This is a genomic window from Arthrobacter sp. B6 (assembly GCF_001663775.1).
GTDB lineage: Bacteria > Actinomycetota > Actinomycetes > Actinomycetales > Micrococcaceae > Arthrobacter.
In genome coordinates this window covers 1,447,863-1,473,230 of the sequence record NZ_KV467168.1, presented here as the reverse complement: position 1 = coordinate 1,473,230, position 25,368 = coordinate 1,447,863, and the positions used below count along the sequence as shown (strand labels likewise).

General features: G+C 65.0%; 20 protein-coding genes. 11 read left to right on the top strand and 9 right to left on the bottom strand.

Annotated elements, in window-relative coordinates; all coding sequences use genetic code 11:
* Nucleotides 1-10: 10 nt before the first annotated feature.
* The 3 genes from AU175_RS06335 to AU175_RS06325 all read right to left on the bottom strand — a co-directional run bounded on the left by AU175_RS06335 (nt 11) and on the right by AU175_RS06325 (nt 6,812).
* Nucleotides 11-3,715, bottom strand: a complete 3,705-nt coding sequence (locus tag AU175_RS06335; RefSeq protein WP_066286769.1) for a TM0106 family RecB-like putative nuclease — start codon at nt 3,713-3,715, stop codon at nt 11-13.
* A 162-nt stretch (nt 3,716-3,877) separates the two neighbouring features.
* The gene (locus AU175_RS06330) at nt 3,878-5,077 is read right to left on the bottom strand and encodes a TerC family protein (protein WP_066286768.1); all 1,200 of its coding nucleotides are present in this window, start codon (nt 5,075-5,077) and stop codon (nt 3,878-3,880) included.
* Nucleotides 5,078-5,114: 37 nt separating this feature from the next.
* Entirely contained in the window at nt 5,115-6,812 is a 1,698-nt protein-coding gene (locus AU175_RS06325; RefSeq protein ID WP_066286766.1) for a RecQ family ATP-dependent DNA helicase, read from the bottom strand.
* 226 nt (nt 6,813-7,038) lie between these two features.
* Here AU175_RS06325 and AU175_RS06320 point away from each other — a divergent pair, with 226 nt between their 5' ends.
* Entirely contained in the window at nt 7,039-9,378 is a 2,340-nt protein-coding gene (locus AU175_RS06320; protein ID WP_066286765.1) for an FdhF/YdeP family oxidoreductase, read from the top strand.
* Nucleotides 9,379-9,508: 130 nt separating this feature from the next.
* Here AU175_RS06320 and AU175_RS06315 read toward each other — a convergent pair whose 3' ends face one another.
* Complete coding sequence (locus tag AU175_RS06315) at nt 9,509-9,838, bottom strand: DUF6457 domain-containing protein (RefSeq protein ID WP_066286764.1); 330 nt, start codon at nt 9,836-9,838, stop codon at nt 9,509-9,511.
* A 90-nt stretch (nt 9,839-9,928) separates the two neighbouring features.
* On the opposite strand from AU175_RS06315, the gene AU175_RS06310 reads away from it, so the two are divergent.
* Complete coding sequence (locus AU175_RS06310; protein WP_156642208.1) at nt 9,929-11,227, top strand: serine hydrolase domain-containing protein; 1,299 nt, start codon at nt 9,929-9,931, stop codon at nt 11,225-11,227.
* 68 nt (nt 11,228-11,295) lie between these two features.
* Complete coding sequence (locus AU175_RS06305; RefSeq protein ID WP_066286762.1) at nt 11,296-11,649, top strand: GNAT family N-acetyltransferase; 354 nt, start codon at nt 11,296-11,298, stop codon at nt 11,647-11,649.
* A 276-nt stretch (nt 11,650-11,925) separates the two neighbouring features.
* On the opposite strand, the gene AU175_RS06300 is transcribed toward AU175_RS06305, so the two are convergent.
* On the bottom strand, nt 11,926-12,312 hold the full coding sequence (locus AU175_RS06300; protein ID WP_066286760.1) for a DUF7793 family protein: 387 nt from the start codon (nt 12,310-12,312) through the stop codon (nt 11,926-11,928).
* Nucleotides 12,313-12,413: 101 nt separating this feature from the next.
* Between AU175_RS06300 and AU175_RS06295 the strand changes: the two genes are divergently transcribed.
* Nucleotides 12,414-13,775: an MFS transporter gene (locus tag AU175_RS06295; RefSeq protein WP_066286758.1), complete on the top strand. Its 1,362-nt coding sequence runs from the start codon at nt 12,414-12,416 to the stop codon at nt 13,773-13,775.
* Nucleotides 13,776-13,857: 82 nt separating this feature from the next.
* On the opposite strand, the gene AU175_RS06290 is transcribed toward AU175_RS06295, so the two are convergent.
* Nucleotides 13,858-14,883: a LacI family DNA-binding transcriptional regulator gene (locus AU175_RS06290; RefSeq protein WP_066286754.1), complete on the bottom strand. Its 1,026-nt coding sequence runs from the start codon at nt 14,881-14,883 to the stop codon at nt 13,858-13,860.
* A gap of 162 nt (nt 14,884-15,045) precedes the next feature.
* Here AU175_RS06290 and AU175_RS06285 point away from each other — a divergent pair, with 162 nt between their 5' ends.
* Nucleotides 15,046-15,981, top strand: coding sequence for a dihydrodipicolinate synthase family protein (locus AU175_RS06285; protein ID WP_066286753.1), 936 nt, complete (start codon nt 15,046-15,048; stop codon nt 15,979-15,981).
* A 107-nt stretch (nt 15,982-16,088) separates the two neighbouring features.
* The gene (locus tag AU175_RS06280) at nt 16,089-17,387 is read left to right on the top strand and encodes an Nramp family divalent metal transporter (protein WP_082979038.1); all 1,299 of its coding nucleotides are present in this window, start codon (nt 16,089-16,091) and stop codon (nt 17,385-17,387) included.
* A 71-nt stretch (nt 17,388-17,458) separates the two neighbouring features.
* On the opposite strand, the gene AU175_RS06275 is transcribed toward AU175_RS06280, so the two are convergent.
* Both AU175_RS06275 and AU175_RS06270 read right to left on the bottom strand, forming a co-directional pair.
* Nucleotides 17,459-18,613 (bottom strand): FAD-dependent oxidoreductase, encoded by a 1,155-nt coding sequence (locus tag AU175_RS06275; protein ID WP_066286752.1) that lies wholly within the window; start codon nt 18,611-18,613, stop codon nt 17,459-17,461.
* A gap of 201 nt (nt 18,614-18,814) precedes the next feature.
* Entirely contained in the window at nt 18,815-19,564 is a 750-nt protein-coding gene (locus tag AU175_RS06270; protein ID WP_066290658.1) for an ArsR/SmtB family transcription factor, read from the bottom strand.
* A gap of 126 nt (nt 19,565-19,690) precedes the next feature.
* Here AU175_RS06270 and AU175_RS06265 point away from each other — a divergent pair, with 126 nt between their 5' ends.
* The 5 genes from AU175_RS06265 to AU175_RS06245 all read left to right on the top strand — a co-directional run bounded on the left by AU175_RS06265 (nt 19,691) and on the right by AU175_RS06245 (nt 22,214).
* Nucleotides 19,691-20,023, top strand: a complete 333-nt coding sequence (locus tag AU175_RS06265; protein ID WP_231938481.1) for a hypothetical protein — start codon at nt 19,691-19,693, stop codon at nt 20,021-20,023.
* A gap of 103 nt (nt 20,024-20,126) precedes the next feature.
* A complete protein-coding gene (locus AU175_RS06260) occupies nt 20,127-20,498 on the top strand; it encodes an ATP-binding protein (RefSeq protein WP_066286748.1) in 372 nt (123 codons plus the stop codon).
* A gap of 24 nt (nt 20,499-20,522) precedes the next feature.
* Nucleotides 20,523-20,804, top strand: a complete 282-nt coding sequence (locus AU175_RS06255) for a hypothetical protein (RefSeq protein WP_156642206.1) — start codon at nt 20,523-20,525, stop codon at nt 20,802-20,804.
* Nucleotides 20,805-20,830: 26 nt separating this feature from the next.
* The gene (locus AU175_RS06250) at nt 20,831-21,694 is read left to right on the top strand and encodes an alpha/beta fold hydrolase (protein WP_066286746.1); all 864 of its coding nucleotides are present in this window, start codon (nt 20,831-20,833) and stop codon (nt 21,692-21,694) included.
* 10 nt (nt 21,695-21,704) lie between these two features.
* Nucleotides 21,705-22,214 carry a GNAT family N-acetyltransferase gene (locus AU175_RS06245; RefSeq protein WP_066286745.1) on the top strand — a complete coding sequence of 170 codons (510 nt, stop codon included), beginning with the start codon at nt 21,705-21,707 and terminating at the stop codon, nt 22,212-22,214.
* Between the two features lie 76 nt (nt 22,215-22,290).
* Here the strand turns inward: AU175_RS06245 and pulA are convergent, their stop codons facing one another.
* A complete protein-coding gene (pulA, locus tag AU175_RS06240; RefSeq protein WP_231938480.1) occupies nt 22,291-25,290 on the bottom strand; it encodes a pullulanase-type alpha-1,6-glucosidase in 3,000 nt (999 codons plus the stop codon).
* Between the last annotated feature and the right edge of the window lie 78 nt (nt 25,291-25,368).

Sequence of the window (25,368 nt, the reverse complement as noted above, 5' to 3'; positions counted from 1 at the left end):
CCGCTGCCCTCTATGCCGCCGGTGGTCGGGCGCCGCTGGCTGTGGCGCCGCTGGTCCTGGGGCTCAAACCGATAAACGCCCCGAGTTCCTCAAGCACCTCTGGTTTTCGGGGCATGTAGTTGGTGAGCTCGGGGGAGCGGACAATCACTGACCGCCACTGGCCCCGGGACACAGCCACGTTGATCCTGTTGCGGTTCAGCAGGAACTCTGCCCCGCGGGGGGCTTCGGCAACAGCGGAGCAGGCCATGGACACCAGGACAACGGGAGCCTCCTGGCCTTGGAACTTGTCCACGGTTCCCACCCGCACCGCGTCAAGCCCTTCCTGCTGGAGTGCGTGGCGGATCAGCTGGACCTGGGCGTTGTACGCGGCCACCACCAGGACGTCTCCGGCGGCCAGGGGCCGGGCAGGCTGGTCGCCGCCGGCAATCCACTTCAGTCCAATGTGCCGCTGCGCCTGCCTGACCACTTCGGCGGCCTCTTCAGACGATGCTGTGGTGTTGCCGCTGTGCTCAACGAACACCGTCTCCACGCCGGGAGGCAACTCGGCCAGGCCCCGGAGGGAGGCTGCCGGTGCCGATTCAAGCTTGCCGTCGTAACTCAGGACGGACACCGCGCGGCACAGTTCGGGGTGCATGCGCCAGCTGTCCGCGAGGAAATAGCCCAGCTCAGGGGGCAGGGTGGCGTGCCCGGCGGCGAGCCAGCCGAGGGCGGACTCGTCCACAGGCTCCGGGTGCGAGCCCTGTGTGACCTGCGGAAGCTGCTGCGGGTCACCCAGGAGCAGGAGGCGTTTGGCTGAACGTGCCACGGCCAGGGTGTTGGCCAGCGAGAACTGCCCGGCCTCGTCAATCACCAGCAGGTCCAGGGACCCGGCAGGAACCGACTTGCCGGTCATGGTCCACGCCGTGCCGCCCACCAGGCAGCCGCCCCGGGAGTCCAGCAGCGCGGCGACGTCCGTCTCCTTGATTTGTCCCCACGGCACATCGTGTTCGGCAGCAAGTTTCTTGGCCACCCGGGCCGGGTCAACCCCGGCGGTTTTGATTGCCGTGCAGAGCATGTTCTCCACCACCGCGTGGGACTGGGCAACGACGCCGATCTTCCAGCCCGCGTCCACCAGCCGGGCGATGACATGGGAGCCGACGTAGGTCTTGCCGGTTCCGGGCGGCCCCTGCACGGCGAGGTAGGAGCGGTCGAGGTCCTGCAACGAGGTGGTGATGGCCGTGATGTAGTCCGCCGCGCCGGAGCTGTCCTTTCCGACGAAAGCGGGGCCGGGCAGCGAACGGAACCGCGGCGGAGCTTTGCGCAGGATGTCCACGCCAGGGTGCTGCGGCAGCGACGGAACCGAGGCTCCGACGTGCTGCGCCAGCTCCGCCAGGGCCGCCTCGATATTCACTGTGGGAACGGGCTGGTCCTCAGTCAGCGCCACCGGAAAGTGCGGGTACGCGGGGACCCTGCCGGTCTCCTTCTCCTCAATGGTGATGATGGTCTTGCCCGGAGTGTCCGAATGGTCCTCGACTGCGGTGACCACGGTGCCGAAGGCATAGCCGCGCGCCAGCAGGTTTCCCTGCGGGTCCTCCAGCCCATCCGGCACGGGCGAATCGTAGAGCCGGCACCATGTGGTGCCGGGCTTAAAATCGGAGCCCTCGCTCATGGTTCCGCTGAGCCTCAGGACACGGGTGCGCATCCGCACCGTGGGCTTGGCGAGCAGCCAGTCCGTGACCACGTCGGCGGAGTCCACCACAAACACGTTGCGGTGGTCTGACCAATGGTCGATCTCGGATTCGGTCCGGTCGAAGTGCTCCCACCAGAACTGCTTCCGTTCGCGCCGGTGGTAACCGGTGGCGGCGGCAACCATGGCGATGGCACGCTCATCGTTGGTCCAGGGCCGGGTGTCCGGGAAGCCGGCAAGGTACTCCTGGAGCCGGAGCTCCTCCGGCGAGGGTTCTGTAGTCTCCGCTCCCCGAACTGCCAGCTGCCGGGGCGGCGCCCCGCCGCCGTCGGCCGTTCCTGCAGTTGTGGACCCGCCCGGGCGGGCGGCGCCGGGAACGTCCGGGCCTGATGAGCGCAGTCCCAGCAGCCAGTCGCGGAGGCGGAGGGTGGAAAGGCAGTCGTATTCGTTGTAATCCGAAATCGAAGCCAGGATTTGGGCGGCACTGGCGGCATCGCCGTCGTCGCGGGCCGCGCAATAGGCGGCGTACGCCACCACCGAAGCACCAGCGTCCTTTACGTCGCCGGAGCGGAGATTGCTGCCCATATAGAGCGGCTCGAGTTTCTTGATGGAGTAGGAGGGCTCGGAGATCCTCAGTGAGTGGCGGGCGGTGGCATAGAGGTCCACCAGCACGCCTTTACGGAGCCAGTCATCCACGATGTCCTCGCCCGCCAGATGCGTCACGGACAGGTTGCGGAGCGCAGATTTCTCGTACGCGGCGTAGTGGTAGACGTGCATGTCCGGGTACCGGGCGCGGCGTTCCTCCACATAGGCCAGGAAGTCCAGGAACGCCTGACGTTCCTCGGAGCGGGAATGCGCCCAGAACGGACGGAACACCGGCCTGTCGGCGGCATCGGCGGCGGCATCCGGCGCCTCGATCACGCCGAACAGGTACTCCAGCCCCCACTGGCCGGTGGCCGGATCCTGCCAGAGGGGGTCGCCCTCGAAGTCGAAGAAGATGTCGCCCGGGCTGGGCGAGGGTATGCCAGCCAGGGCGTTATCCGGCAGCACCTTAAACGCCACTGTGTGGTCCTCGCCGTCCTTGGTAAAAGTCCGCGAACCGTGCGGGATATCCCGGCCGAGCTGCATCCGTGCTTGATCGCGGAGCCGTACCAGCGAACCGGTTGCCTTGTCCGGTGGAAGGTCGGCGAGGGCCTCAATGGTGGTGATGCCCTCGGCACGGAGCTTCTTCCGGCGGAGGGTGGACATTCCGCCGACCATCAGGAGATCCCGATGCGCCTGGACCTGCCCGGCGCAGTAGTTGCACCGACCGCAGTACGTGATGCCAGGCTGCATCCACTGCACCTGTCCGCCGCCCTCCCGGTGCCCGGCGGTCAGGGCACGGAAGCGGTCGCGGCGCTCGCGGAAGACCGGCAGCAGATCGGGGAGGGAATGGACGCTGCGCACGTAGTCGCCGTCGACCACTGCGCCCAGCACCAGGGTGACCTTGGGGGAGGGTTCCAGGCCCATGCCGATGAGCTGGTCACCGTAGGCGGCGAGCTGCAGGAGGGCGCCCACCTTGGCGTGCCGGGCCAGCTTGGTGTCCCAGACCTCATAGCGTCCGGGGCTTCCGGTGCCGGCGGCCTCATTCACGATGAAGTCTGCGTATCCCAGGAACTCGCCGTCGAAGAAGGTTGCCTGGAACACCACATCCGCCCCGGCACGCAGCGCCAGCTCGGTTTCGGCCTGCTTGGCCACAAGGTCAGCACGGACGTTGTCGCCGCGTTCGATCGAATACACGCCGGCGCCGCGGCTGGCATCCCATTCGCCGTACTGGGCGATGAGGCCCGCCAACACCTTCGCCTCGTGCTTGTCGCCCAGGGCACCGGCGCGGCGCTGCATCTCGTCGTCGGGGAAGTCTGCCTTCGGGGAACGGCCCAGCTTCTCGTCCAGGACGCGGAGCGTGCGGTACTCACACTCGCTGGCTGCCACGAGGTCGCTGGCGGAAAACACCAGGTCCCGGGGTGCGTCCGGAGCTGAATCAGCGCTGGCAGGATCGAGCAGGAACATGGGGCCTCCCCATTGACTGATCTGGCTTGGGGACGGTTCCCCTTGCCTGGTTCGAATCTAGCAAGAGGGGCTGACAATAAGGGCCGGCCAGGCCCGCCCACGCCCGGCCAGAAAGCCAGCCTGGCGCGGCCGGCCCGGCCGGCCCGGCCAGTCAGGCCCCTGCTAGCCCTCGGCGTCTGCCCGCACGTGGGCTTTGTCGTGCTCGGCGTGGGCGCTGCGGATCAGCGCAAGGAACTCGGTCTCGTTACGGATGAGCCGCTTGTACTTCTCGGGAAGCTTGCGGATCTGCTCTTCCTCCCGCACCATCCGGGCGAAGATCTTGTCCCTTTCTGCCATGTCCGTTTCGTAGTTGAGGTCCAGGTACTCGGTGGCGTGCCGCTTCGCACCCGAGACCGCGTTCTTGGCCTTGCCCTTGGGGCTGAAGATGGACGCGAAGATGGTGACCAGCAGGACGCCCAGGATCACTGTCAGCGAAATCTCGGTGCTGACTTCAATCACGCTGACGTGCTGGCCGTCGTTGATGAACGCGAGGTTGTTCTCGTGCAGGGCGTGCAGGATGAGTTTCACGCCGATGAAGCCCAGGATGGCTGCCAGCCCATAGGCGAGGAAGATCAGGCGGTCCAGCAGGCCGTCTATGAGGAAGTACAGCTGGCGCAGGCCCATCAGGGAGAACGCGGTGGCGGTAAAGACGATGTACACGTTCTGGGTCAGGCCGAAGATGGCGGGGATGGAGTCGAGGGCGAACAGGATGTCCGTGCCGCCGATGGCCACCATCACAAGGAGCATCGGGGTGAGGACCCGCTTGCCGTTCTCCCTGGTGAAGAGTTTGTCGCCGTCGTAGTGTGCAGACGCCGGGAGGTACTTCTTGGCGAGCCGGACCACCAGGCCCTCTGAGTGTTGGTCGTGGCCTTCCGGCCGGAGCAGGTTGCCGGCGGTAACCAGGAGGATGAGCCCAAAGATGTAGAACACCCAGGCGAAGCTGTTGATCAGGGCAGCGCCCAGGAGGATAAAGCCGGTGCGGGCAATCAGCGAGAAGACGATGCCGAACAGCAGCACCTTTTGCTGGTCAGCCCTGGGCACCCTGAAGCTGGCCATGATGATGAGGAACACAAAAAGGTTGTCCACGGACAGCGCCTTCTCCGTGACGTAGCCGGCGAAGTATTCCGTGCCCATGGTGGGGCCGCCGAACATGAGCACGCCCAGGCCAAACAGAAGCGCTATCCCCACGTAGATGGAGGACCAGATGGCCGACTCCTTCAGCGAGGGGGTGTGGGCCTTCCGGACATGGAAGAAGAAATCGAAGGCCAGCAGGCCAACAATTCCTGCAATGGTCAGGATCCAGACAATGGAGGGAACTTCCACGTTGGGGGCCTTTCGTTGGAGTCTTCCTCCAGCCTACCTAAGCGGGCTTCAGCAGTTTGCCCTCCAGGACAGCCTTTCGGGAGAGTGTTTTATAGCCTTCCCGCTCAAACAGGACAGTGATCACGTCTTCCTCGCAACGCATCACCAGCCCGGCTCCCCACTTCTTGTGGGTCACCGGCGACTGGACAGGAAACGGAACATCAACAGCATGGCCGGCAGGGCCGCCGTCGTCATCCTCAGCGCTGGCCTCCCGTACCGGGCCAGGCCGCTGAGCCTCGGTGCAGGCATCGCAGTTGCCGCACGGCGCTGGAAGGTCCTCACCGAAGTAGCCGAGCAGGAACTGCCGGCGGCAGCCGTCCGTTTCGGCATAGCCACGCATCATGTTGAGCCGGGACTGGTCCACGCGTTGCCGCGCTTCGGCCAGTTCGACGGCGCGCTGCACCAGTGCGGACAGCTTGGCTTTGGAGGTGAGGCGGACGCCCCGCTTGCCGGAGGTCACGGCGCCGGCCTCCTGCAGCTGGTTCAGCAGGCCCGTCACCCGCCGGGGCCTCAGGCCGGTGAGCTCGGCCAACGACGACGGGAAAACGGGGCCGTCCGCCGAACGGAGGACCTTGAGCACGGCCGACAGCGAATCCGGGTCAGGTGAGTGCGTGCCGAAGAATTTGCGCAGGCCCACGTCGTCGGCCCGGTAGTGCAGTACGGCCGCCGCAGGCTCGCCGTCCCGCCCGGACCGGCCAACCTCCTGGTAGTAGGCGTCCAGTGATTCGGGGATGTCGGCGTGGATGACGAACCGGACGTTGGGCTTGTCGATCCCCATCCCGAACGCCGTCGTTGCGACCACTGCGTCCAGTCGGTCGTCCATAAAGAGCCCGAGGATCCGCTCACGGTCCGCGGAGGAACGGCCGGCGTGATAGGCCTCGGCGCGTAGCCCCTGCGCAGCCAGTTTGGCCGCATACTTCTCTGTGTCCTTGCGGGTGGCAGCGTACAGCAGCCCCTGCTGGGCGCCGGCGGCGCTTCCCTGGACCAGCGCGCTGACCTGGTCCACCACGGCGAGGCGCTTGTCCTTTTCCTCGTGGTGCCGGATCACGTCCAGGCTGATGTTGGGCCGGTCGAAGCCATGAACCAGAACCAATGCATCCTTCATGCCCAGCCGCTCCACAATTTCGTCCCGGACGGGAGGGGAAGCTGTGGCCGTCAGCGCGGCAACCGGCGGGTTGCCCAGGTGTTCCCTGACCGTGCCCAGTGTCAGGTAGTCGGGCCGGAAATCGTGGCCCCAGGAGGAGACACAGTGAGCCTCATCCACGACAAGCAGTGCGGGGCGCATGGCGGCAAGCCGCTCCACGGTCTCCTTCTTGGCCAGCTGCTCGGGTGCCAGGAACAGGAACGCCGCCGTGCCTGCCTCCGCCTTCTGCCACGCCTCTTCCAGTTCCGCGTCGCTGTGGGCGGAATTGATGGCGACGGCGGCGTCCGCCCCGAGTGCCCCGGTGAGCCCGTCGATCTGGTCCTCCTGGAGGGCGATCAGGGGTGAAACCACGACGGCGGGGTGTCCCGTCTGGCGGTGGAGGTGGGCGGCGGCCACCTGGTAGACGGCGGACTTGCCGTAGCCGGTGGGCATCACGGCCAGGACGTCGCTGCCGTTGGCCAGGGCGGCCATACCGGCGAGCTGGCCCTCGCGCAGTTTCGGAAGGGAGAAGGCAGAGGAGGCGAGCGCGCGGAGCGCAGGATTCTGGGGCATGAAACGGCTCCGGAAGGTGGGTCCTGCGGCCGCTTGCTTCAGCCGTGGTGACCAGCCTACGCGAGGTGGGCGCCGCCGTCGTGCGCTGTGCAGCTCCGACGCTTCATGAGCTGCTGTGCCGGGCGCGTCCTTGACTTCCGTGGCCCCCTGATCAACTGTGGGAAGTGACCGTTCCGCTGATGCAGCCGGCGGGTTTTTCGGTTCCGCAGGACAAGGAGAATGCAGCGTGACGCGTAAAAACCCCAAGGTGGAAGAGGCCGACGAGGCTGATATCGAGGTCAGCGGCCACCCGAAGGCATGGGCAGCGGGGGTGCCCGGTGTTTACCACTCCATGCAGCCTGCCTTGAAGCACATGGGCGCGGGCCGGGCGGCGAAGACGCTGCTGGCGCTGAACCAGAAGGACGGCTTCGACTGCATGAGCTGCGCGTGGCCGGACCCCGGACACCGCAAGACCTTCGAGTTCTGCGAAAATGGCGCCAAGGCGGTCACCTGGGAAGCGACGCCCGTGGTGATCGGCTCCGACTTCTTGGCAGGGCATCCGGTGAGTGAACTCCGGGAACGGTCCGAATACTGGCTGGGGATGCAGGGGCGCCTCACCGAACCCGTCCATAAGCCAGCGGGGGAGGACCACTACCGCCCCGTCAGCTGGGAGCAGGCATTCACCATAGTGGCGGACAAGCTCAAAGGCCTCGCGGACCCCAACCAGGCCACCTTCTATACCAGCGGCCGCACGTCCAATGAAGCCGCGTTCCTCTACCAGCTGTTCGTCCGCGCCTACGGGACCAACAACCTGCCGGACTGCTCCAACATGTGCCACGAATCCTCGGGCTGGGCCATGGGCCAGACCATCGGCATCGGCAAGGCCACCGTCTCCTATGACGACTTCGCCAAGGCGGACCTGATCATCATCATGGGCCAGAACCCGGGCACCAACCACCCGCGGATGCTCACAGCTTTGGAAGAAGCCAAGGAGGCCGGAGCCAGCATTGTCGCGGTGAATCCGTTGCCGGAGGCCGGGCTGATGCGCTACAAGAACCCGCAGAAGGTCAAGGGCATTGTGGGCCGCGGCACCGACCTGGCGGACCAGTTCATGCAGGTCCGGATCGGCGGCGACATGGCGTTGCTGCAGGCTGTTTCGAAGCGGGTGCTGGACGCCGAGTCGAAGAATCCCGGTACCGTGCTGGACCACGAGTTCCTCGACGAACACTGCGAAGGGCTGGCGGAGCTGCGGGCCCATCTTGCCGCGCTGGATGAGTCCGCAGTCCTGGAGGCCACCGGACTGCGGGCCGAGGAGATCGACGAGCTGGCGGACCGTTACCTGAGGGCCGAGAAGGTCATCATCACCTGGGCCATGGGCATCACGCAGCAAAAGAAGGGCGTGGCCACCATCAAGGAGATCATCAACCTGCTGCTGCTGCGCGGCAATATCGGCAAGCCCGGCGCCGGCGCCTCGCCCATCCGCGGCCACAGCAACGTCCAAGGCGACCGGACCATGGGCATCTGGGAGCAGATGCCGCCAGCCTTCCTGGACGCACTGGGCAAGGAATTCAGCTTCGATCCGCCCCGTGAGCACGGCGTGGACTCGGTGGAAACCATCCGGCAGATGCGCGAAGGCGGCATTAAGGTTTTTGTGGGGCTGGGCGGCAACTTTGTGGGAGCCATTTCGGACACCCAGGCCGCGTTCGCGGCGATGGAGAATACTGAGCTTTCCGTGCAGATCTCGACCAAGCTCAACCGCTCGCACACCGTCACCGGTGCGGAGGCGCTGATCCTGCCCACCCTGGGCCGGACCGAAATTGATGTCCAGGAAACCGGGCCGCAGTTCGTTTCGGTTGAGGACACAGTCTGCGCCGTGCACGCCTCACACGGGACAGTGGACCCCGTGGCGCCCGGACTGCTGTCCGAAGTGGCCATAGTCAGCAGGCTGGCCCAGCACGTGGTCGGGGATACGGTCCACGCGAACTGGGCGGGTTTCGAGAAGGACTACAACCGCATCCGTGAGCACATCTCCCACGTGGTGGTGGGCTGCGAGGACTACAACCGGAAGATCCGGCAGGACGGAGGCTTTGTGCTGCCGAACGGTCCCCGGGACTCCCGGACATTCAGCACCCCCACCGGCAAGGCCGTCCTTACGGTTAACGACCTGGAACACGTGGAGCGGCCTGCCGGGACGCTGATCCTGCAGAGCATGCGGTCGCACGACCAGTTCAACACCACCATTTATGGCCACAACGACCGCTACCGGGGCATCAGGAAGGGCCGCGAAGTGGTGTTTGTCAGCCCCGAGGACCTGGCTGAGCTCGGCTTCAGCGACGGGCAGCACGTGGATATCCACGGGGTGTACGGGGACAAGGTTGAACGCGTGCTGCGGAGCTTCCGGGTGGTGTCCTACCCCACAGCCCGCGGGTGCGCGGCGGCGTACTATCCCGAAGCCAACGTCCTTGTTCCGCTGGAGAGCGTGGCCGAGGGCAGCCAGACGCCGGTGTCCAAAGCCGTCATCGTCAGGCTCGAACCTGCCAGGGAACAGGCAGAGGAATGGGTCCCGGAGCCCGAGGCGGCAGGATGAGGACACGGCAGCCGTCCACGGGCTGCCAGAAGGAATAGAACTGCGCCAGCATGAGCGGCCCTGGCCCGTAACAGCGGTGTTGGCCAGCACCGTTTGCGCGGGCCAGCACCGCTGATTGAGGCCGGCGTCCTTACTGCCCTGTGTCCGCCCAGCCTGCAGCAGCCGGGCCGCCGTCGTGCCCGTCCTCGCACAGTTTGAAGGCGACGTCGGCCGCCTGGGAAACTGCCGCGGCGGACGCCTCCTTGGACCCGGCGCTTCCATTCCCGGCGGCGAGCCCTGCCGCGTAACCCACCAGGAACGTGGTGACCGGGGCTGCGGCGTGGATCACGGAACCGGCGGATTTGCGGGCCAGGTCCAGGAGAAGCTCCTGGTCCACGTCAAGGTCCAGGATCTGCAGTGCCTGGGCCAGCCGCTGGGTCCACTGGTCCAGTACCACCGCTTCGTCGTCGTTGACCGCCATGTTCTCTCCCTTGTTTCCTGGTTTGCTGGTGCCGATGCCCACGACACTACAAGGCCAGGCGGGCTGAGTCACCCGGTGCCGCAAGCGTTCTTGACACTCCCAACAGCCCTGAGGAACATCGAAGATGCCGGTGCAGCCGGCGGTCTCTTCGAAGTCCAGCTGCAGACCGGCCCCTTGAAGGGACACGGGATGCAGGCAGCCGTTCATGGTTTCAGTTCCTCCCGCCTCGCGGCCGCCATGGTTGCTGCCGCGCTGGTCGCCTCACTTGCAGGGTGCACCAGCGTCCCCGATCCGCCTGACCAGCAATCGCCGACCGCTCAATCGCCGACAGCGACAGCCACGGCGACGGCGAGTGCCCCTGCGCAGCCTGCCTTCGTGGCCGTGCTGGAAAAGTACAGCGAGCGCATGCGTGCCGGGGGAGCAACCGCCGTCATCATCCAGATGAAATCACGGGTGGGGGAATGGTCCTCAGCCGAGGGTGTCCGGAACCTCGACACAAACGAACCCGTGCAGCTGACCGACCAGACCCATGTTGGGGACATCACCATGTCCATGGTGGCGGTTTCGGTCCTGAAGCTGGTTGAGGAAGGAAAGATCCGGCTTGATGACCCCATCCAGGACCACCTTCCGGACTTTGAGAGCATCATCAGGCCACCCGGACCCATCACCATTCGCAGCCTCCTCAGCCACCGTTCCGGCATGCCGGACTACTGGGGGTCGCCCATCGACATAGGGAAGGGGCCCTTCACCCATGCCGAACGTGTGTCGTTCGTTGCCGGCATGCCTTGGACAGGGGGATCAGGCAGCCTGTACAGCTACTCCGCCACCAACTATGCGGCGTTGGCCCTCCTTGTTGAGAAGCTGCGGGGAAAGGACATCGGAGCGGTCATTCACGACGATAGCGTGGAGCCCTTGGCGCTGCAGGACACCCTGATGACGGGTGACGAGCCTGGTCCGCGGAGGATGGTCCACGGCTACACCCGTACGGAAGGCGGCGACCTGGAGGATAACGCGCTGGTGCCTTTCCACAGGGGCTCCCCTGACACTGGGATGATTTCCACCGTTCCCGAACTGAATACCTACTTCGCCGCCCTGCAGAAAGGGACCCTGCTGACGAAGCAGACCTTGGAGGAGATGCATCATCCAAAATACGAACAGTTCGGCCTTGGCCTGGTCCGGCGGTACGACGCATGCTCCAACAACGCGTATGTGGGCAATATCGGCGTGGTACGTGGCTACGCGGCGCTGGCGTTGATCAGTGCCGACGGATCCAGGCAGGTGGCCATGGCAGTGGCCCGCGCTCCGAAGCCGGACCTGATTGGTTTCGATGATCCACAGTCGATCGAGATGGCCGAAGCTGCCGTGGATGCCCTCAACCTCGCGTGCTAGGCGCTGACGAAATAACTGCGGGGATACCGAGGTTAGGCTGTACCAAAAGCCGAACCGAGGAGACCGTCGTGAATGATGTCACTATCCGCCACAATTCCGGCCGCGAGCGCTTTGAAGTGCTGGTAGGCGGAACCGTGATCGGGAAGGCAGCCTACAAGAATTACGACGGCGGCAGCTCACCGCAGCGGATTTTCTACCACACGGTGATCAATGAGGAATACGGTGGGCAGGGGCTGGCAGGCAAGCTCGCCGCCGTGGCGCTGGACGAAACTGTAGAGTCGGGCTTCCGGATCGTCCCGATATGCCCGTTCATCAAGAAATACATCACCAAAAATCCTCAGTACGCCGGTGACACCGCCCCTGTTGCTCCGACGCACCTGGAGTTCCTGAACGACGCCCTGGCGCCGAGGGCCCGCGCATAACGGAATCTATTCTGCGCGTTGTTCGGCTCGGAGTTTTTGTCCACATAACGCGACTTGTGGGGTGGTTTGGGGACTTTATCTGGACAAAAACTCCAAGGAGGGGGCAGGCCGGTAGTGGATGCCGCCGTCGGAATCGCCGGAACGGTGCCCGGACGCTGAACCGTTCCGGCGACGCCGAACCGTTCCGGCGACGCCGCATCGTTCCGGTGACCCCGCATCGTTCCGGCGACCCCGGACGTCCCGGCGACGCAAGGTTTTCCGCACAAGCAGGGCTGGCTACAACCGTTTAGCGGGCTCTTCCAGCAGCCACGCCATGGCATCGCCCCGGGATGTGAAGAACCGCGTGGGGCAGGGCGGGACGTGCAGGCTGAGGAAAAAGTTGGCGAGCACCCGGTCCACCGGACTTGAGCCCAGGAGGGCGATCCGCGAGGCCGCGCAGGGGATGGAAAAGACAGCCCGGGCCTGGCGGCTCACAGACTCTGTGGTGGCCATGTCAACGAGCATCGGAAACTCGGATCCGTCGCCCACGACGTTTACGGCCTCCATGGCGGAGAGCGCGTCGTCCACTTCAATCCGGACACTGCGGTTCCAGACCAGGTGGATGTACCTGCCATCCTTCAGATCCACCGTGCCTTTGCCGCCCTTGACCGTGATCGGTTCCACTGCCGCCCCCCAAGAGTATCAGTTGAGTTCATCCTAGTCCCCGCCCTCGCCGACGGTCACAGGAATCGCGGTTTGAAAGGCCACTACGCCAGACTGTTTGCGTGAGCGACAAACCCCGGACCGGACTGGCGGTGGCAGGCCTGAGCCTCGGCACCGCGCTGAACCCGCTGAATTCCTCCATGATCGCGGTCGCACTGGTGGTCCTGCGCGCGGACTTCGGGCTCGACGTCGCCACCGTCACCTGGGTGATAACGTCCTTCTACCTCGCCTCCGCGGCGGGCCAGCCGCTGATGGGCAGGCTGGCGGACCGGTTCGGGCCACGGCGGATGTTCACGCTCGGCATGGGCGCCGTTGCCATCACCTGTGCACTCGCCCCTTTCTCGCCCAACTTCGGCCTGCTTTGCGTCGCCCGGGCCGTGATGGCGCTCGGAACCGCCACGGCCTATCCCAGTGCGGTGGTGATGATCGGTGCCATCGCGCAGCGGGCCGGGACGGAATCCTCGCGGCCGCTCGGCAGAATCCAGATGGCAAACACCTCCGCGGCGGCCGTGGGACCAGTGGCGGGCGGACTGCTGGTGGGCCAGGTGGGCTGGGAGGCGCTGTTCCTGGTCAACGTTCCGTTGGCGCTGGCAGCACTCTTCATTGTGCGGCAAGTGGCCCCGGCTGACGGGGTCCGCGAGCGCGGCAGCATCGCCCGGCTGGCCAGGGATTCGGACATTCCCGGGATTGCCGGCTTCATCGGCTCGCTCCTGCTGGTCATGATGGCACTGCTGGACGTTGCCCCGGGATTCCGCTGGTGGATGCTCGGAGCCGGGACCGTCACCGCCGCGCTGTTTGTGTGGCGTGAACTGCGCTTCAGCCCGCCGTTCCTGGACCTGCGGCTGCTGGGCCGGAACCGGCCGCTGATGCTTGTCTACCTGGGGTTCGCCATCTTCAGCAGCGTGTACTACTTTGTGTTTTTTGGCCTGCCGCAGCTTCTGCAGGAAGCTGGCGGCTATGACCCAGGGCTGGTGGGGCTGCTCATGCTGCCCCTGGCCGCGATGTCCGTGCTGGCCACACCGTGGGCTGTCCGGGCCATGGGAAAATTCGGCGTGCGGCGTGTGCTGATCGCCGGCGTCGTGCTTCTCACCACGGTGGCCGCGCTGATGTGGGTGCTGACCGGATCCTTGGCGATACCCCTGGTTTTGGCGCTCACTACGCTGATGGGCGTCCCGTACGGAGCGGTGGGCATTGCCTCCAACCAGGGCATGTTCCTCTCCGCCGGGCCGCAGGAGCGGGGCGTGGCAGCCGGGATATACCAGACCTGCCGCTACGTGGGAGCCATTACCGCCACGGTGCTGATCGGTGTCTTCGCCGGTGGCGGGGTGGACCAGGCAAGCTGGGGCCTGATGGTGGTGGCCATGCTTGTCCTCAGCGCGGTGGCGTTCGGCGTGACCCTTCTGTGGCGGGAGCCGGCGGACTAACCATCCAGACTAACTATCCGGCGCGAACGTACACTTGTGGCCCCACTTTTTGGGGCCACAAGTGTACGTTCGCGCTGCATGCCTACTCCGCGCGGCGCTGCGGGGGTCCGCTGGATTCGCGGGGAATCAGTGTGGGCAAGGCCTTCCGGATCCGGGGGTCCTTGCCGGGGTTCACAATGAGATCGATCGCGCTGCCTGCAATCTGGTCCAGCGGGACCCGTACGGAGGACAGGGGAGTGGCGAGCCGCGATGAGAGGGGGATGTCGTTGTAGCCCACCAGTGCCAGATCCCGTCCCACGATGGCCTGGCAGCGGTGCGCGGCCGCGATGATGCCCATCGCAAGGTTGTCGTTCGCGGCGAATATGGCGGTGGGGCGCGGGCCGGACCCACCCAGCAGAGTTTCCCCGGCCGCGAAGCCGTTTTCGATGCCGTAACCTGCCGCCAGCAACCACTCATCCCGCGGGATGACGCCGGCTTCTTCCATGGCCCGGCGGGCGCCGGCCAGGCGGGCCGTCCCGGTGGAGGTGAAGGCCGGACCGGTGACCACCGCGATATCACGGTGGCCCAGGTCGATAAGATGGCGCGTGGCCAGGTATCCGCCCACCTCGTCATCGCCGAGTGCTGACGGGCTCACGCCGTCGGTACGCAGCACCAGGGCGTGAGCCACGTTCCGCTGCCGCAGCAGCTTGGGCAGTTCGTCGTCGAGCCTGGCCGTGGCCAGGATCAGTCCGTCAACGTTGCGGTCCAGCAGTGTTTCCGCGGCGCGGCGTTCATCATCCGGGTCGTCTCCGCTGGTGGCCACCATGGCGAAATAGCCGCGGTCCGAGGCCGCCCGCTCCAGTTCTTCGAACATCAGGGCCATCACGGTGTCACTGAGGCGCGGGACCAGCACTCCCAGCGTCCGGGTCTCGCCCCGGCGCAGGCTTGATGCGAACGAGTTCCGGCGGTAGCCGAGCTCCTCGGCAACCTTGCGGACGTGTTCCGCCGCCGCGGAGCGGGATGCCGTTCCGCGTTCATCCAGGGCCCGGCTGGCCGTGGACAGGCTCACTCCGCTGGCGGCGGCAACGTCCCGCAGGGTTACGGTGGTGCCTGATGCGACCGGTTCCATGGGTGGTCTCCTGTTCACGATTGTCCTAGAAGACACTCTATTTCCTCCGTCTTTCACAATTGGCCCTTGACAGTGAGCTGGAGCACGTCGCACAATGAAAACGTTCCCGCAAACGTTCTCACTCTAGCGGGGCCACCGACTAACAAGACAGAGGTAATTTCAATGACGATCGATCTCCGCGGGCTTGTTCCCGCTCCCGTAACGCCGTTCACCCGCGACGGCAGCGTCGACGTCGACGCGATCCACCGCCTCGGCGGCTGGCTGGCCAGCGTCGAAGGCGTCAAGGGCCTTGTAGTCCTCGGCCACGCCGGCGAAGGCACCTTCCTGACCCAGGACGAGCAGGCACTGGTCATCCGCGAATTCAAGAACGCAGTCAAGGGCGAGATCCCGATCATCGCCGGCATCACCGGCGAAGGAAACACCGTCGCCGCCCTGGAAGCCAAGCGCGCAGTCGAGGCCGGCGCCGAAGCCGGCCTGGTCTACCCCTCACACGGCTGGCTCCGCTTCGGCTACCAGCAGGGCGCACCGCAGACCCGCTACAAGGAAATCTACGAAACCTCCGGCCTGCCGCTGATCCTCTTCCAGTACCCCGACGCCACCAAGGCAACCTACGACCTGGAAACCCAGCTCGAGATCGCCGGCATGGAAGGCGTATTCGCCACCAAGAACGGCGTCCGGAACATGAAGCGCTGGGACACCGAGATCCCCGTCCTGCGGGCAACGTACCCGGACCTGCAGATCCTCACCTGCCACGACGAATACCTGCTGCACACCATGTTCGACGTCGACGGCGCACTGGTTGGCTACGGCGGACTCGCACCCGAACCGCTGGTGGAACTGATCGCCGCCGGCAAGGCCAAGGACTACGCTGCGGCCCGCGCCATCCATGACCGCCTCCTTCCTGTCACCAAGAACGTCTACCACCGCGGATCGCACATGGAAGGCACCGTCGCCCTCAAGGAAGGCCTCGTTGCCCGCGGCATCCTGGACCACGCCACCGTCCGTCCGCCGCTGCTTCCCCTCGCCGAGGGCGCAGGAGCTGAAATCGCACTGGCCCTCAAGTCCGCCAACCTCGGCAACGTCACCGTTCCTGCTTGACATCGAAGGGCGGCGGAGCAGCCCTCCGCCGCCCTTCGCCCAAATTTCACTCTCCAACCTGGTCAACGACGACCCCCAGCACTGAAGCTGGAGAAGGAGGACTCGCCATGCGCGAGCAGAATAGGATCATCCACACCCGGGACGAACAACGAGGTCAGATGGTCACCCCCGAAAGCACTTCCCTCACCAGCCCGCCTGCCAAGCGCCGGTCTTTCCTCGGGTACCTGGCCCTGATGGGTCCGGCGTTCGTGGTGGGAGCCTGGCAGTTCGGGCCCGGCAACCTCACCACCGCCGTCCAGGCCGGGAGCCGGTTCGACTACAGCCTTGTCTGGGTCATCGCCATCTCAACGATCTTGATGATCTTCTTCACCGACATGAGCGTCCGGCTCGGCATCGCCACCCCGACGTCGTTGATCACCTCCATCAAAGACCACCTGGGCAAATGGGTGGGCGTCCTTGCAGGCTTCGGCGTCTTCGGCATCACCCTGATGTTCTCTGTCGGCAATGCCGTCGGCTCCGGCCTGGGCCTGTCACTTGTCTTCGGCGGGTCTCCGGTCCTGTGGACCGTTGTCTGCACCGCCGCCGTCGGCTTCGTCCTGGCCTTCAAAAATGTCTACGGAATCGTTGAAAAGGCCCTGCTGGTCATCGTCGTTCTCATGGGCATCGCGTTCATCGCCAGTACCGTAGTTGCCCAACCGGACTGGTACCGCTCCATGGAAGGCATGGTTCCAAGCCTGCCGGCAGGAAGCGAGATCCTCATTGTCGCCCTCGTGGGCACCAACTTCTCCATCAACGCCGCCTTCTATACCTCCTACGGCGTCAAGGAACACCGCCGCACCCGCAGCGACTACCGCGACATCACCCTCGTGGACACCATCCCCGGCATCATCGCACCCGGCATCATGACAGCGTTGGTCATCCTGGTGGCCGCCGCCGTGCTGGGCAAGACCGGCGCCGAAGCCGGAACCATCAACGCCCTCGCCTCCGTTTTCGCACCACTGGCCGGTCCCGTCGGATCCATGCTGTTCGCCCTGGGCCTCTCCGGTGCAGCCTTCTCATCCATGATCGCCAACGCCACCGCCGGAGGCACCATGCTCTCCGACGGCCTGGGCCGCGGCGCCAAAGCAGGATCCCCTACTGCCCGCATCATCACCGGCATGATCCTTGCCTTCGGACTGATCATCACGCTCACCTTCCAGTCTTCACCCGTGGCGCTGATCGTCATCGCCCAATCCCTCACCGTACTCATCGCCCCCATGCTCGGCGTCCTGATCGTCATCATGGCCAACAGGGCCTCCATCATGGGAGAGCTCCGCAACAAATGGTGGCACAACCTCTTTGGAGCCATCGGCCTCGTTGCCATCGTCGCATCATCCGTCCGGCTGATCACCACTCTGCTCGGCTGAATTGGCATCCGAAAGTCCGCAGGCGGGGCCCTCACGCGGGGCCCCGCCTGCTGTGGTCTTGGATCAAAGAACTACAGTGCCGCGCCGGATTTGCCGATCAGGGCTGAGCTGATCAGACGGGTGATGCCCGGTACTTTGGACAGCCGGATTGCGGTGCGGCGGACGACGGCCGCGTACCGGGTCGCCGGAACGAACCACTGGGCGGCCGCTGCGCCGGCCTTCTGCTGCCGCCCAACCGGCGGCCGCACGCGTGCTTCGAAGGATGCCAGTGCCGTGCCGATCTCCGGACGTTGTCTAAGCTCTTGCGCCAACGCCTCGGCCGCAGCCATGCCGAGGGACGCGCCCTGGCCGGCCAGGAGCGACACCGCAGAGGCTGCGTCGCCAAGCAGGACCACGCGGCCCGTGTGCCACCGGGGCATCCTGATCTGGGCAACCTGGTCGTAATAGAGGTCTTCGGGGCAATGCTCGACGGCGGCAGGACAGATCCAGCCCAGGCTGCGGTATCTGGATCTCAGCAGGGCCGGTGGGTCGGCCGGAAGCGCGGCGCTGGCTGTCCGGTGTATCGCCATGGCGGTGATCCGGCCGTCACGCAGCCGGTAGAAGAACATGGCTTCACCGCGGGTGTCGGTGGCCGCCACCCGGTCCCCGATGGACTCCGCGAGTTCCGGGTCGCTGAAGGAGTAGGCACCCACCTGGAAGCCGAGGTAGTGGAAGAACTCCTCTTCCGGTCCGAAAACCAGCTCCCGGACCGCCGAGTGGATCCCGTCAGCGCCGATGAGAAGATCGGCGTTCAGCACCTGGCCGTCATCAAGTGTCAAGGTCACTCCGTCCCTGCTCTGCCCGACAGCCGAAACGGTGCGGCCGTACCGGAGGTCGACGTCGTGAGGCAGTCCCTCGCGGATGGCCAGCTCCAGGTCCGGGCGCAGGATGCTGGTCAGTCCGCCATTGGCCACCTGGGCAAGCCTCGCGAAGGGCAGGGTGGCTTGGGTTTTGCCGTGCCGGTCGACGTAGTCCACCCTCGGGATCTGGTAGCCCAGTTCGCGGAGGCGGGGAAGGATGCCCAGGCTGGCGGCTGCCTGCCATCCCGGGCCAAAGAAATCAATCATGTACCCCTGCGGGCGCGGCCCCCTCGCCTGTTCCACAACGAGCACCTGCCATCCGTCCCGGGCGAGGAACGCCGCTGCGGAGAGCCCGCTGATCCCGGCACCGCAAATGACCGCCTTCACTGAGAGCTCCCTCCTGCTTCGATTCTCCCTCCAGCTCCGGATTTTGGCGCCTATCGTGGTATGGAGTTCCTGAGAGGGCCCTTCTATCTGGACGTCGCCGCCAAAGGACTGTGCTTTGTGGGCGTACTGCTGATGATCTTCGGTCGGGACAGAGCCATGGCTAGTCCAGTCCTTCCTCATGCCTGGCACGCGGCCAGGGCGTCAGGTATACATCAGCGAACCCGGCGTGGTCAGTTTCTCGCCCGTCTCGAGCCAGGTCTTGAGGCCGGAGAGGATCATGGGCCAGCCGCCGTAGAGCTGTTCGTTGGCACCTTCGCGGAGGTCGCTGTGCGTGACGGTGAGGTGGCATGAGTCGCCCACCGGTTCGATCTCCCAGGTGATGGTGGACCAGCCTTCGGCCTTGACGTCCTCGCCCCACAGGGCGCGCATGGACTGGACGAGCTTCCGGGGCGGATCCACCTCTTTGTTCTCGCCTTCTCCCAAGAGGTCTCCGTCGTTGGGTGACATCTCGAACCGGGACCCCGGCGTCCAGTCCGAGGTGATGTTCATCCCGAACTGGTATTTGCTGCGGATCCCGCTGTCCGTGATGGCTTCCCAGAGCCGTTCCGGGGTGGTCTTGATGTAGATTTCGAAAATTTTCTCCATGGGACTTTCCAATCTGGATTTGAGGTCGCTGAGCGCAGCGGCCCATGGTTCTGCATACTTGCTCACCCAGCGGTCGTGGATGAGGCGGATGGGCACCGGATTCAGGAAGTGCAGTTTCTCGCGGCCCCGACGACGGGTGACCACCAGGCCGGCAACTTCGAGCAGCTTGAGGTGCTTGGCGATCCCAAAGCGGGACATCTCGAAACGGGCCTCCAGGGCACCCAGCGACTGGCCGTCCTCGCGGAAGAGCTCATCGAGCAGGTCCCTGCGGGTGGGGTCGGAAAGTGCCTTGAAGACAGCGTCCATGCGGTTAAAATAGGTGACCAAATGGTCACATGTCAATGGTTTTCCCCGTCGGGATTGGGCTGAAAACGCACTGGTGATGGCAGGATGACCGGGCAGCTGCCGGTGTGCTCGCCAGATCAAAGGCTCTTGACCGCGCTGGACGGCGTGGACGTGGCGCTGGTCCAGAGCCAGTCCATAGGGTACGACGGCGTTGCTTCGGTTCTGCCCGACGGTTGCCTTTTCGCCATCGCGGCAGGGGTCCATGAGCCGTCCACCGCCGAACTTGCGTGGGGGATGATGATCTCCAGCCAGCGTGGCATGCCCGACTTTGTCCGGAACCAGGAAAAGGCACCTGGGACAAACAGCCAGCGCCCGAGCCTCGCGGACCGCCGGGTACTGCTGGCCACGCCTATGCCAAAAAGTGCTGAAGGGCCTCAACTGTACGTTCGCGCACCTCCGGCCGCTGCCATAGGGAACTAAAGTGGGAATACGTTCGGGTCCTGGTTTCACGCCAAGCACGTAGCGACAGTCAGTCTTCCAGGACCAGGCTGAGAATCATGACGACGATGGATAGGGTCGATTCATGCATTCCCGCGACGAGCCTCTTCCGCACCGGCCGAAGCGCGTTCTCGTGGCCGGCGTGTCGGGTTCCGGCAAGACGACGCTGGCTGGACGGATCGCCGGGATCACGGGAGGTCCGCACATGGAGATTGACGCGATCTTCCAGCTGCGGCGCGAAGAACTGTGGAACGGCAACCTTGAGGCGCCGCTGCGCACGTTCTTCACCGACCGTGACCACATAGTCCGCTGGGCTATCCGGACGCGGCGGAAATACACCGAACTGATGCCGCACTTCGTCAACGACTACCCGCATGTCTGCGTCGTCAGGCTGCGTGGGCAAGCGGAGGTTGAAGAATGGCTCCGCCGATCATTGATTCCTGCCATCACTGGCTGATGGGAGTTGCGGCAGAATGGGTGCGTGACCTCGCCTAACGCCACAGTCAACCGCAAGCCGAAACATTCGTGGGGGATGCGGGCCAACCTTGCACTTTCGGTACTGGTGATTTGCCTTGGACCGATCCTTTTCGTCGTGGGCACTGCCGATCCCGGCCAGGCCACGGCGCTCGGATTCGAGAGCGACGGCGTCTTTTATCGGGGGATCGGAACCGTCCTGACAGGCATCTTCGGGAGCATAGGCCTTTTCCTGGCCGTCTGCTACTGGCTGGGCCGAAGGAAGGACCGAAAGAAGCGCGCCAGCTAAGTCCTACTGAAAGGTAAGGGAGCAACATGGCTGAAACTGCTGAGGCCGTCCTCCATGACGGTTCGATCATCCCCGTGACCATTCACGGCGACGGGCCGGCGCTGCTGGTGCCCGCCCGACTGGAACCGTATGATTCGACCGCGGCCGAGACCATGCGCAAGTGGGGCGGGGACCCTGATCTGGGTCCGGCTATGGTCCGTAGGCTTTCCCGGTCAAACCGGGTGATCGTGGCTGACTACGAAGGCCACCGGATGTCACATCCCGCGGCGGAAACCCTCACCCCGGACCACCTCGCCGCCGACCTGCTCGGCATTGCGGACGCCGCCGCAGCCGACGAGTTCGGCTACTACGGCTACTCCTGGCTGGCGCTGAGCGGGCTGCAGCTTTCCCTCCGCACGAGCCGTCTGCGGGCCTTGGCCATGGGTGGATTTCCGCCCCTGGGCGGCCCTTACCAGAGCATGCTGGCGGTCACCCGCGCCGCGCACGCGAAGTCCGCCCAGAAGCCTGACCCGGCCTGGGTCCCGATCGACGACGCCGAGCCGGGGGACTGGGACGCCGCCGCCGTCCAGACCACCGAAGCCCAAACACTCCAGTTCGTCACCCTCTACGAAGCACTCCAGGACTTCGACGACTCCGTCGCCGAAGTTCCGCGTGACCTGCCGCGGCTCGCGTTCGCCGGGGCCGACGACCAGATCGACTACAGCCCGCAATGGGGCGGCGTCCAGGTGCTGATCGGTGAACCCCTGGCCAGACACCAGGAGGCACTCGTCGCCGCCGGCTGGGATGTGCAGGTCCTTCCCGGACTCGACCATCTCGGCGCGATGCACAGTTCGGTGGTCCTGCCCATCCTGACCGGCTGGCTCCACAAAGTCGGCTGGGTCAAAGATTAGTCTGGGGAAGATGGACTATCAGCTTCGCCGGGCCACTCCCGAGGACGCCGAGGCGGTGGTGGGGATGCACACGCTGGCACATGAGGAGTGTTACCCGCACCTGCTGTCCAAGGAGTTCTTCCGTGCACGCCGGGCCAATATCCCCGAGCGTGTGGAACGGCGTCGGCCCCACCTGGATGTCCCGGACCCGCGGATCATTGCCCTGGACGCCGACGGCGAAGTGGTGGGATTGGCCGACGCCGGTCCGGGCCGCGACGAGGACGGCCCCGAAGAGCTTGAACTGTATTCGATCTACACGCTCAAAAGGACGCACGGCACCGGACTTGGGGCGGCCCTGATGCGCGCAGCTATTGGGGAGTCCCCGGCCTACCTCTGGGTGGTTGAGGGCAGTCCCCGGGCGGTGGCCTTCTATCTCAAACACGGATTCCGGCCCGACGGAAAATGCGGGCAGCTTCCGCCTGAGTGGGAAAGCCTGCCGGAATTCCGGATGGTCCGGTCAACCCCTCCACCGAAGCCATGAACCGTGTCCCGAGTAGGAGGCGCGTCGCCCGTGGAGCGCGTGGCCTGGCCTGCGCTCCACGGGGGGAGAGGTGGGTTTACTTGGCTTCGAAGACCGCAACCGTGCGGGCTGGAACAGTGAACGTTCCAGAGGCCGTATCGTGCGTGGCGGTCTTCACGACGGGGTCCTTACCGCCTGCCTGGACAGGGTGGAGCGAGTAGCTCTTCCCCTCAGTACCCGCGACATTCTGTGTTGTTGCTTCGTCGGAGGCATTGAAGATGACAACCAGGCCCTTGAGCTTGGGGTCCACGTCCGGACCGGCGGTGTCGTCGATGTTCATGACTACGACTCCGGGGGTCTGCGTTGGTCCTCCAGTGGGGAAGGAGACCTTCTGCTGGACGAGCGCTGCGGTGCCAAGGCGGAACAGGGGACTGCTCTTCCTGAGCTGTTGCAGTTCGGCGGCGCCGGCCCGGGCGGCGGCCATGTCTGCCGTCCCGGGCTTGAGTGCCGGGTCTTCGAGCAGCGGCTTCATGAACGGGTACTTGTCCCCGTTATCGACCACAGGCGGCAGGCCCCGAGCGAAGCCGTTGGTTGCGTCGGTGTGGTCAAGGACGTTGAACCAGTCGCCTGAGTCATAGCTGTTCCGATCCAGGGACTTACTGCGCAGGGCTTCCGCTCCTGCGTGCCAGAACGACAAGCCCTGCCCGAGCGCGGTGGTGCCCAAGGCAAGGTATTGCATACGGATCCTGTCGGCCATGCTGGTGCCCTGGGGCAATTTGAAGGCCAGTGCGTCGAACAGGGTTTCGTTGTCGTGGGCCTCGACGTACGTGATGGCTTCCTGTGGATCGTTGGTGTATCCAACCGGCTGCCCGTTGTAGAGGATGTCGGAACCCTTGGCGGTCGCACCGGTACGGTCCGTGAAGGTGTAGTCGGCCAGGTTGCCTGTCAGTCCAACCTTGAGCTGGTCCTGTGCCAGCAGCAGGGTTTCGCGCTGCTGCTCCGGTGTTCCGTTGGCGGCTGAGTCGTTGGGGTCAGTGAACAGTCCGGTGGCGAAGCCTTGGATGCGGGGGTCGTCATCGAACGGCGTGCCGCCTCGCACAGCGTCGCGGAGCCTGTCGTTGAAGCTGCCGATCCCGGTTCCGGCCATGTTCGCCTGGGTTGCCTGGACAAACCTTGCGTCGTTGGCGACCTCACCGAATTCCCAGCCTTCGCCGTACAGGTAGATGTTCTTCCCATCCACGCCGTCTTTGTGCAGTGTGAGTTTGTCCAGGGCGGCCCGGACGTCCAGGATGTTCTGCTTGGAGTGGTGGCCCATGAGGTCAAAGCGGAAACCATCGAGTTTGTAGGTCTTGGCGAGGGTCACCAGGGAGTCTGTCATGAGCTTGCCCATCATGCCGTTCTCGGTGGCAGTGTTGGCGCAGCAGGTGGAGGATTCCACAGTGCCGGTGTCCGGGTTAAGCCGGTGGTAGTAACCGGGAACAATGCGGTCCAGGTTGTGCGCGGAGTTCTGCCCAGCACCGGAGGTGTGGTTGTAGACAACGTCCTGGATCACACGTGCCCCGGCGTCGTTCAGGGCCGCGACCATTTCCCGGAACTCGACGGTGCGGGTGGCGCCCTCGGGGTTCGTCGAGTAGGACCCCTCTGGTGTCGTGTAGTGCAGTGGGTCGTAGCCCCAGTTGAAGCCATCCTTAGCCGCTATCGCGGCAACACATTCCTGCTGCTCCTCGCTCGCGGGAGGCAGGGACGGCAGATCGCAGGCCGGGTCCTGGTGCAACGATCGCCGTTCCTCTATGGTCGCGATGTCGTTGACGGGCAGGAGGTGAACTGCGTTGATACCGGCGCTGATCTGTTCTTTGAGACGCTTCATTCCGTTGCTGCCGGCATCCGTGAAGGCCTTGTACGTGCCCCGGTGATGCGCAGGGACGCTCCGGTCACCGATGGAAAAGTCCCGAACGTGGAGTTCGTAGATGGACAGGTCCTCAGGCTGGGCCAGCGCGGGTTTGGAGATCTTGTTCCACCCGTCGGGGGCCTGGGCCTTGTCGTCCGGGTCGAGGAAGAAGCTGCGCTCGGAATTTGTTGAAAGCCCCAGGCTGTAGGGGTCGGTCACCGTGTTGCGTTCGACTCTCCCGGTTTCGGGAACGTAAACCTCAACCTCATACACGTAGTAGGAGCCTTTCCAGCCCTTGTCTCCTTCGACTGTCCAGACGCCGTCTTTGTCCAGCGTCAGCGGGACAGCGGCGCTCGGCTCACCGCTGGCTCCGTTGGCGTAAACCTTGACCTGGACGCTCCGCGCAGTCGGCGCCCAGAGCGCAAGCTGAGGTTTCTGGCCCTTCCAGCGCAGCCCAAGCTCGCGCTGAAGAGCGCCGGGATACACGTTGTCGAGGACACCGGGCGTCTGCACCCCGCTCGTCGCGACGACGTTACCGGAGGCGTCCAGGGCCGCGAGGACCACCTGCCCCTTCAGCAGTTCTTTGGCACGGCCCGCGTCCCCGTCAGGAATGGTCAGGACTGGAAAGCCGGCAAGGTGCGGGAAGCGTGACGCCAGCTCGCCGCTGAGGCCAGCGGCCTGACGGCTGAGCTCGATGGGTTCTCCACCGCTGAGCTGAGTACCCGAGATTGTGATTCCGCCATCCGCTGCGGTGTAAAGCCGGTAGCTCGCTGCGGCTTCCGTGGAACCCTTCCACGCGATCGTGTTGCTGCTGAGCCAGTGGGCGCCGGCCACATTGCCCACGGCGTCCGGCAGGTTATCGGTGATCAGGTGCGTGTTGTGGTCGTAGAAAAAGGTCACCGATCCACCCGGTGCTGTCAGGGCTAGATTTGCCCCGCCTGTGGCCCCGGCCGCTCCATAGTTTTCTTCCCATGAATTGTTGAGTGCGATTTTGAACTCGTATCCACCGGCGGGGACATGAAAGGTCCCTTGATAGAGGCCGGGTGAACCGGCCACAGGCTGGAGCGTGGTGGCGCCACATTCAGGCTGCCAGTCGCCGGGGCAGCCGAGTTCGGACTGCAGGGAACCGACCACGGTGACGCTGGTCGGGGCCGGGGTGTGGTCCGCGAGGGCAGGGCCCGCCAGTCCTCCCAGAACAAGGGGAGCCATACCCGCGGCTGCTATGGCTGATAGGTAGGCCTTGCGGCGTGAACCGTGTAAAGAGGTTCGAAGAACCATGGGAAACCT

What these genes read in the sequence shown, in the direction of transcription:
- AU175_RS06280 (WP_082979038.1), top strand. Translation starts at nt 16,089, where the DNA reads ATGCGCGAGCAGAATAGGATCATCCACACCCGGGACGAACAACGAGGT.
- AU175_RS06270 (WP_066290658.1), bottom strand. Translation starts at nt 19,564, where the DNA reads ATGGACGCTGTCTTCAAGGCACTTTCCGACCCCACCCGCAGGGACCTG.
- AU175_RS06285 (WP_066286753.1), top strand. Translation starts at nt 15,046, where the DNA reads ATGACGATCGATCTCCGCGGGCTTGTTCCCGCTCCCGTAACGCCGTTC.
- AU175_RS06290 (WP_066286754.1), bottom strand. Translation starts at nt 14,883, where the DNA reads ATGGAACCGGTCGCATCAGGCACCACCGTAACCCTGCGGGACGTTGCC.
- AU175_RS06325 (WP_066286766.1), bottom strand. Translation starts at nt 6,812, where the DNA reads ATGCCCCAGAATCCTGCGCTCCGCGCGCTCGCCTCCTCTGCCTTCTCC.
- AU175_RS06260 (WP_066286748.1), top strand. Translation starts at nt 20,127, where the DNA reads ATGCATTCCCGCGACGAGCCTCTTCCGCACCGGCCGAAGCGCGTTCTC.
- AU175_RS06335 (WP_066286769.1), bottom strand. Translation starts at nt 3,715, where the DNA reads ATGTTCCTGCTCGATCCTGCCAGCGCTGATTCAGCTCCGGACGCACCC.
- AU175_RS06245 (WP_066286745.1), top strand. Translation starts at nt 21,705, where the DNA reads ATGGACTATCAGCTTCGCCGGGCCACTCCCGAGGACGCCGAGGCGGTG.
- AU175_RS06315 (WP_066286764.1), bottom strand. Translation starts at nt 9,838, where the DNA reads ATGGCGGTCAACGACGACGAAGCGGTGGTACTGGACCAGTGGACCCAG.
- pulA (WP_231938480.1), bottom strand. Translation starts at nt 25,290, where the DNA reads ATGGCTCCCCTTGTTCTGGGAGGACTGGCGGGCCCTGCCCTCGCGGAC.
- AU175_RS06250 (WP_066286746.1), top strand. Translation starts at nt 20,831, where the DNA reads ATGGCTGAAACTGCTGAGGCCGTCCTCCATGACGGTTCGATCATCCCC.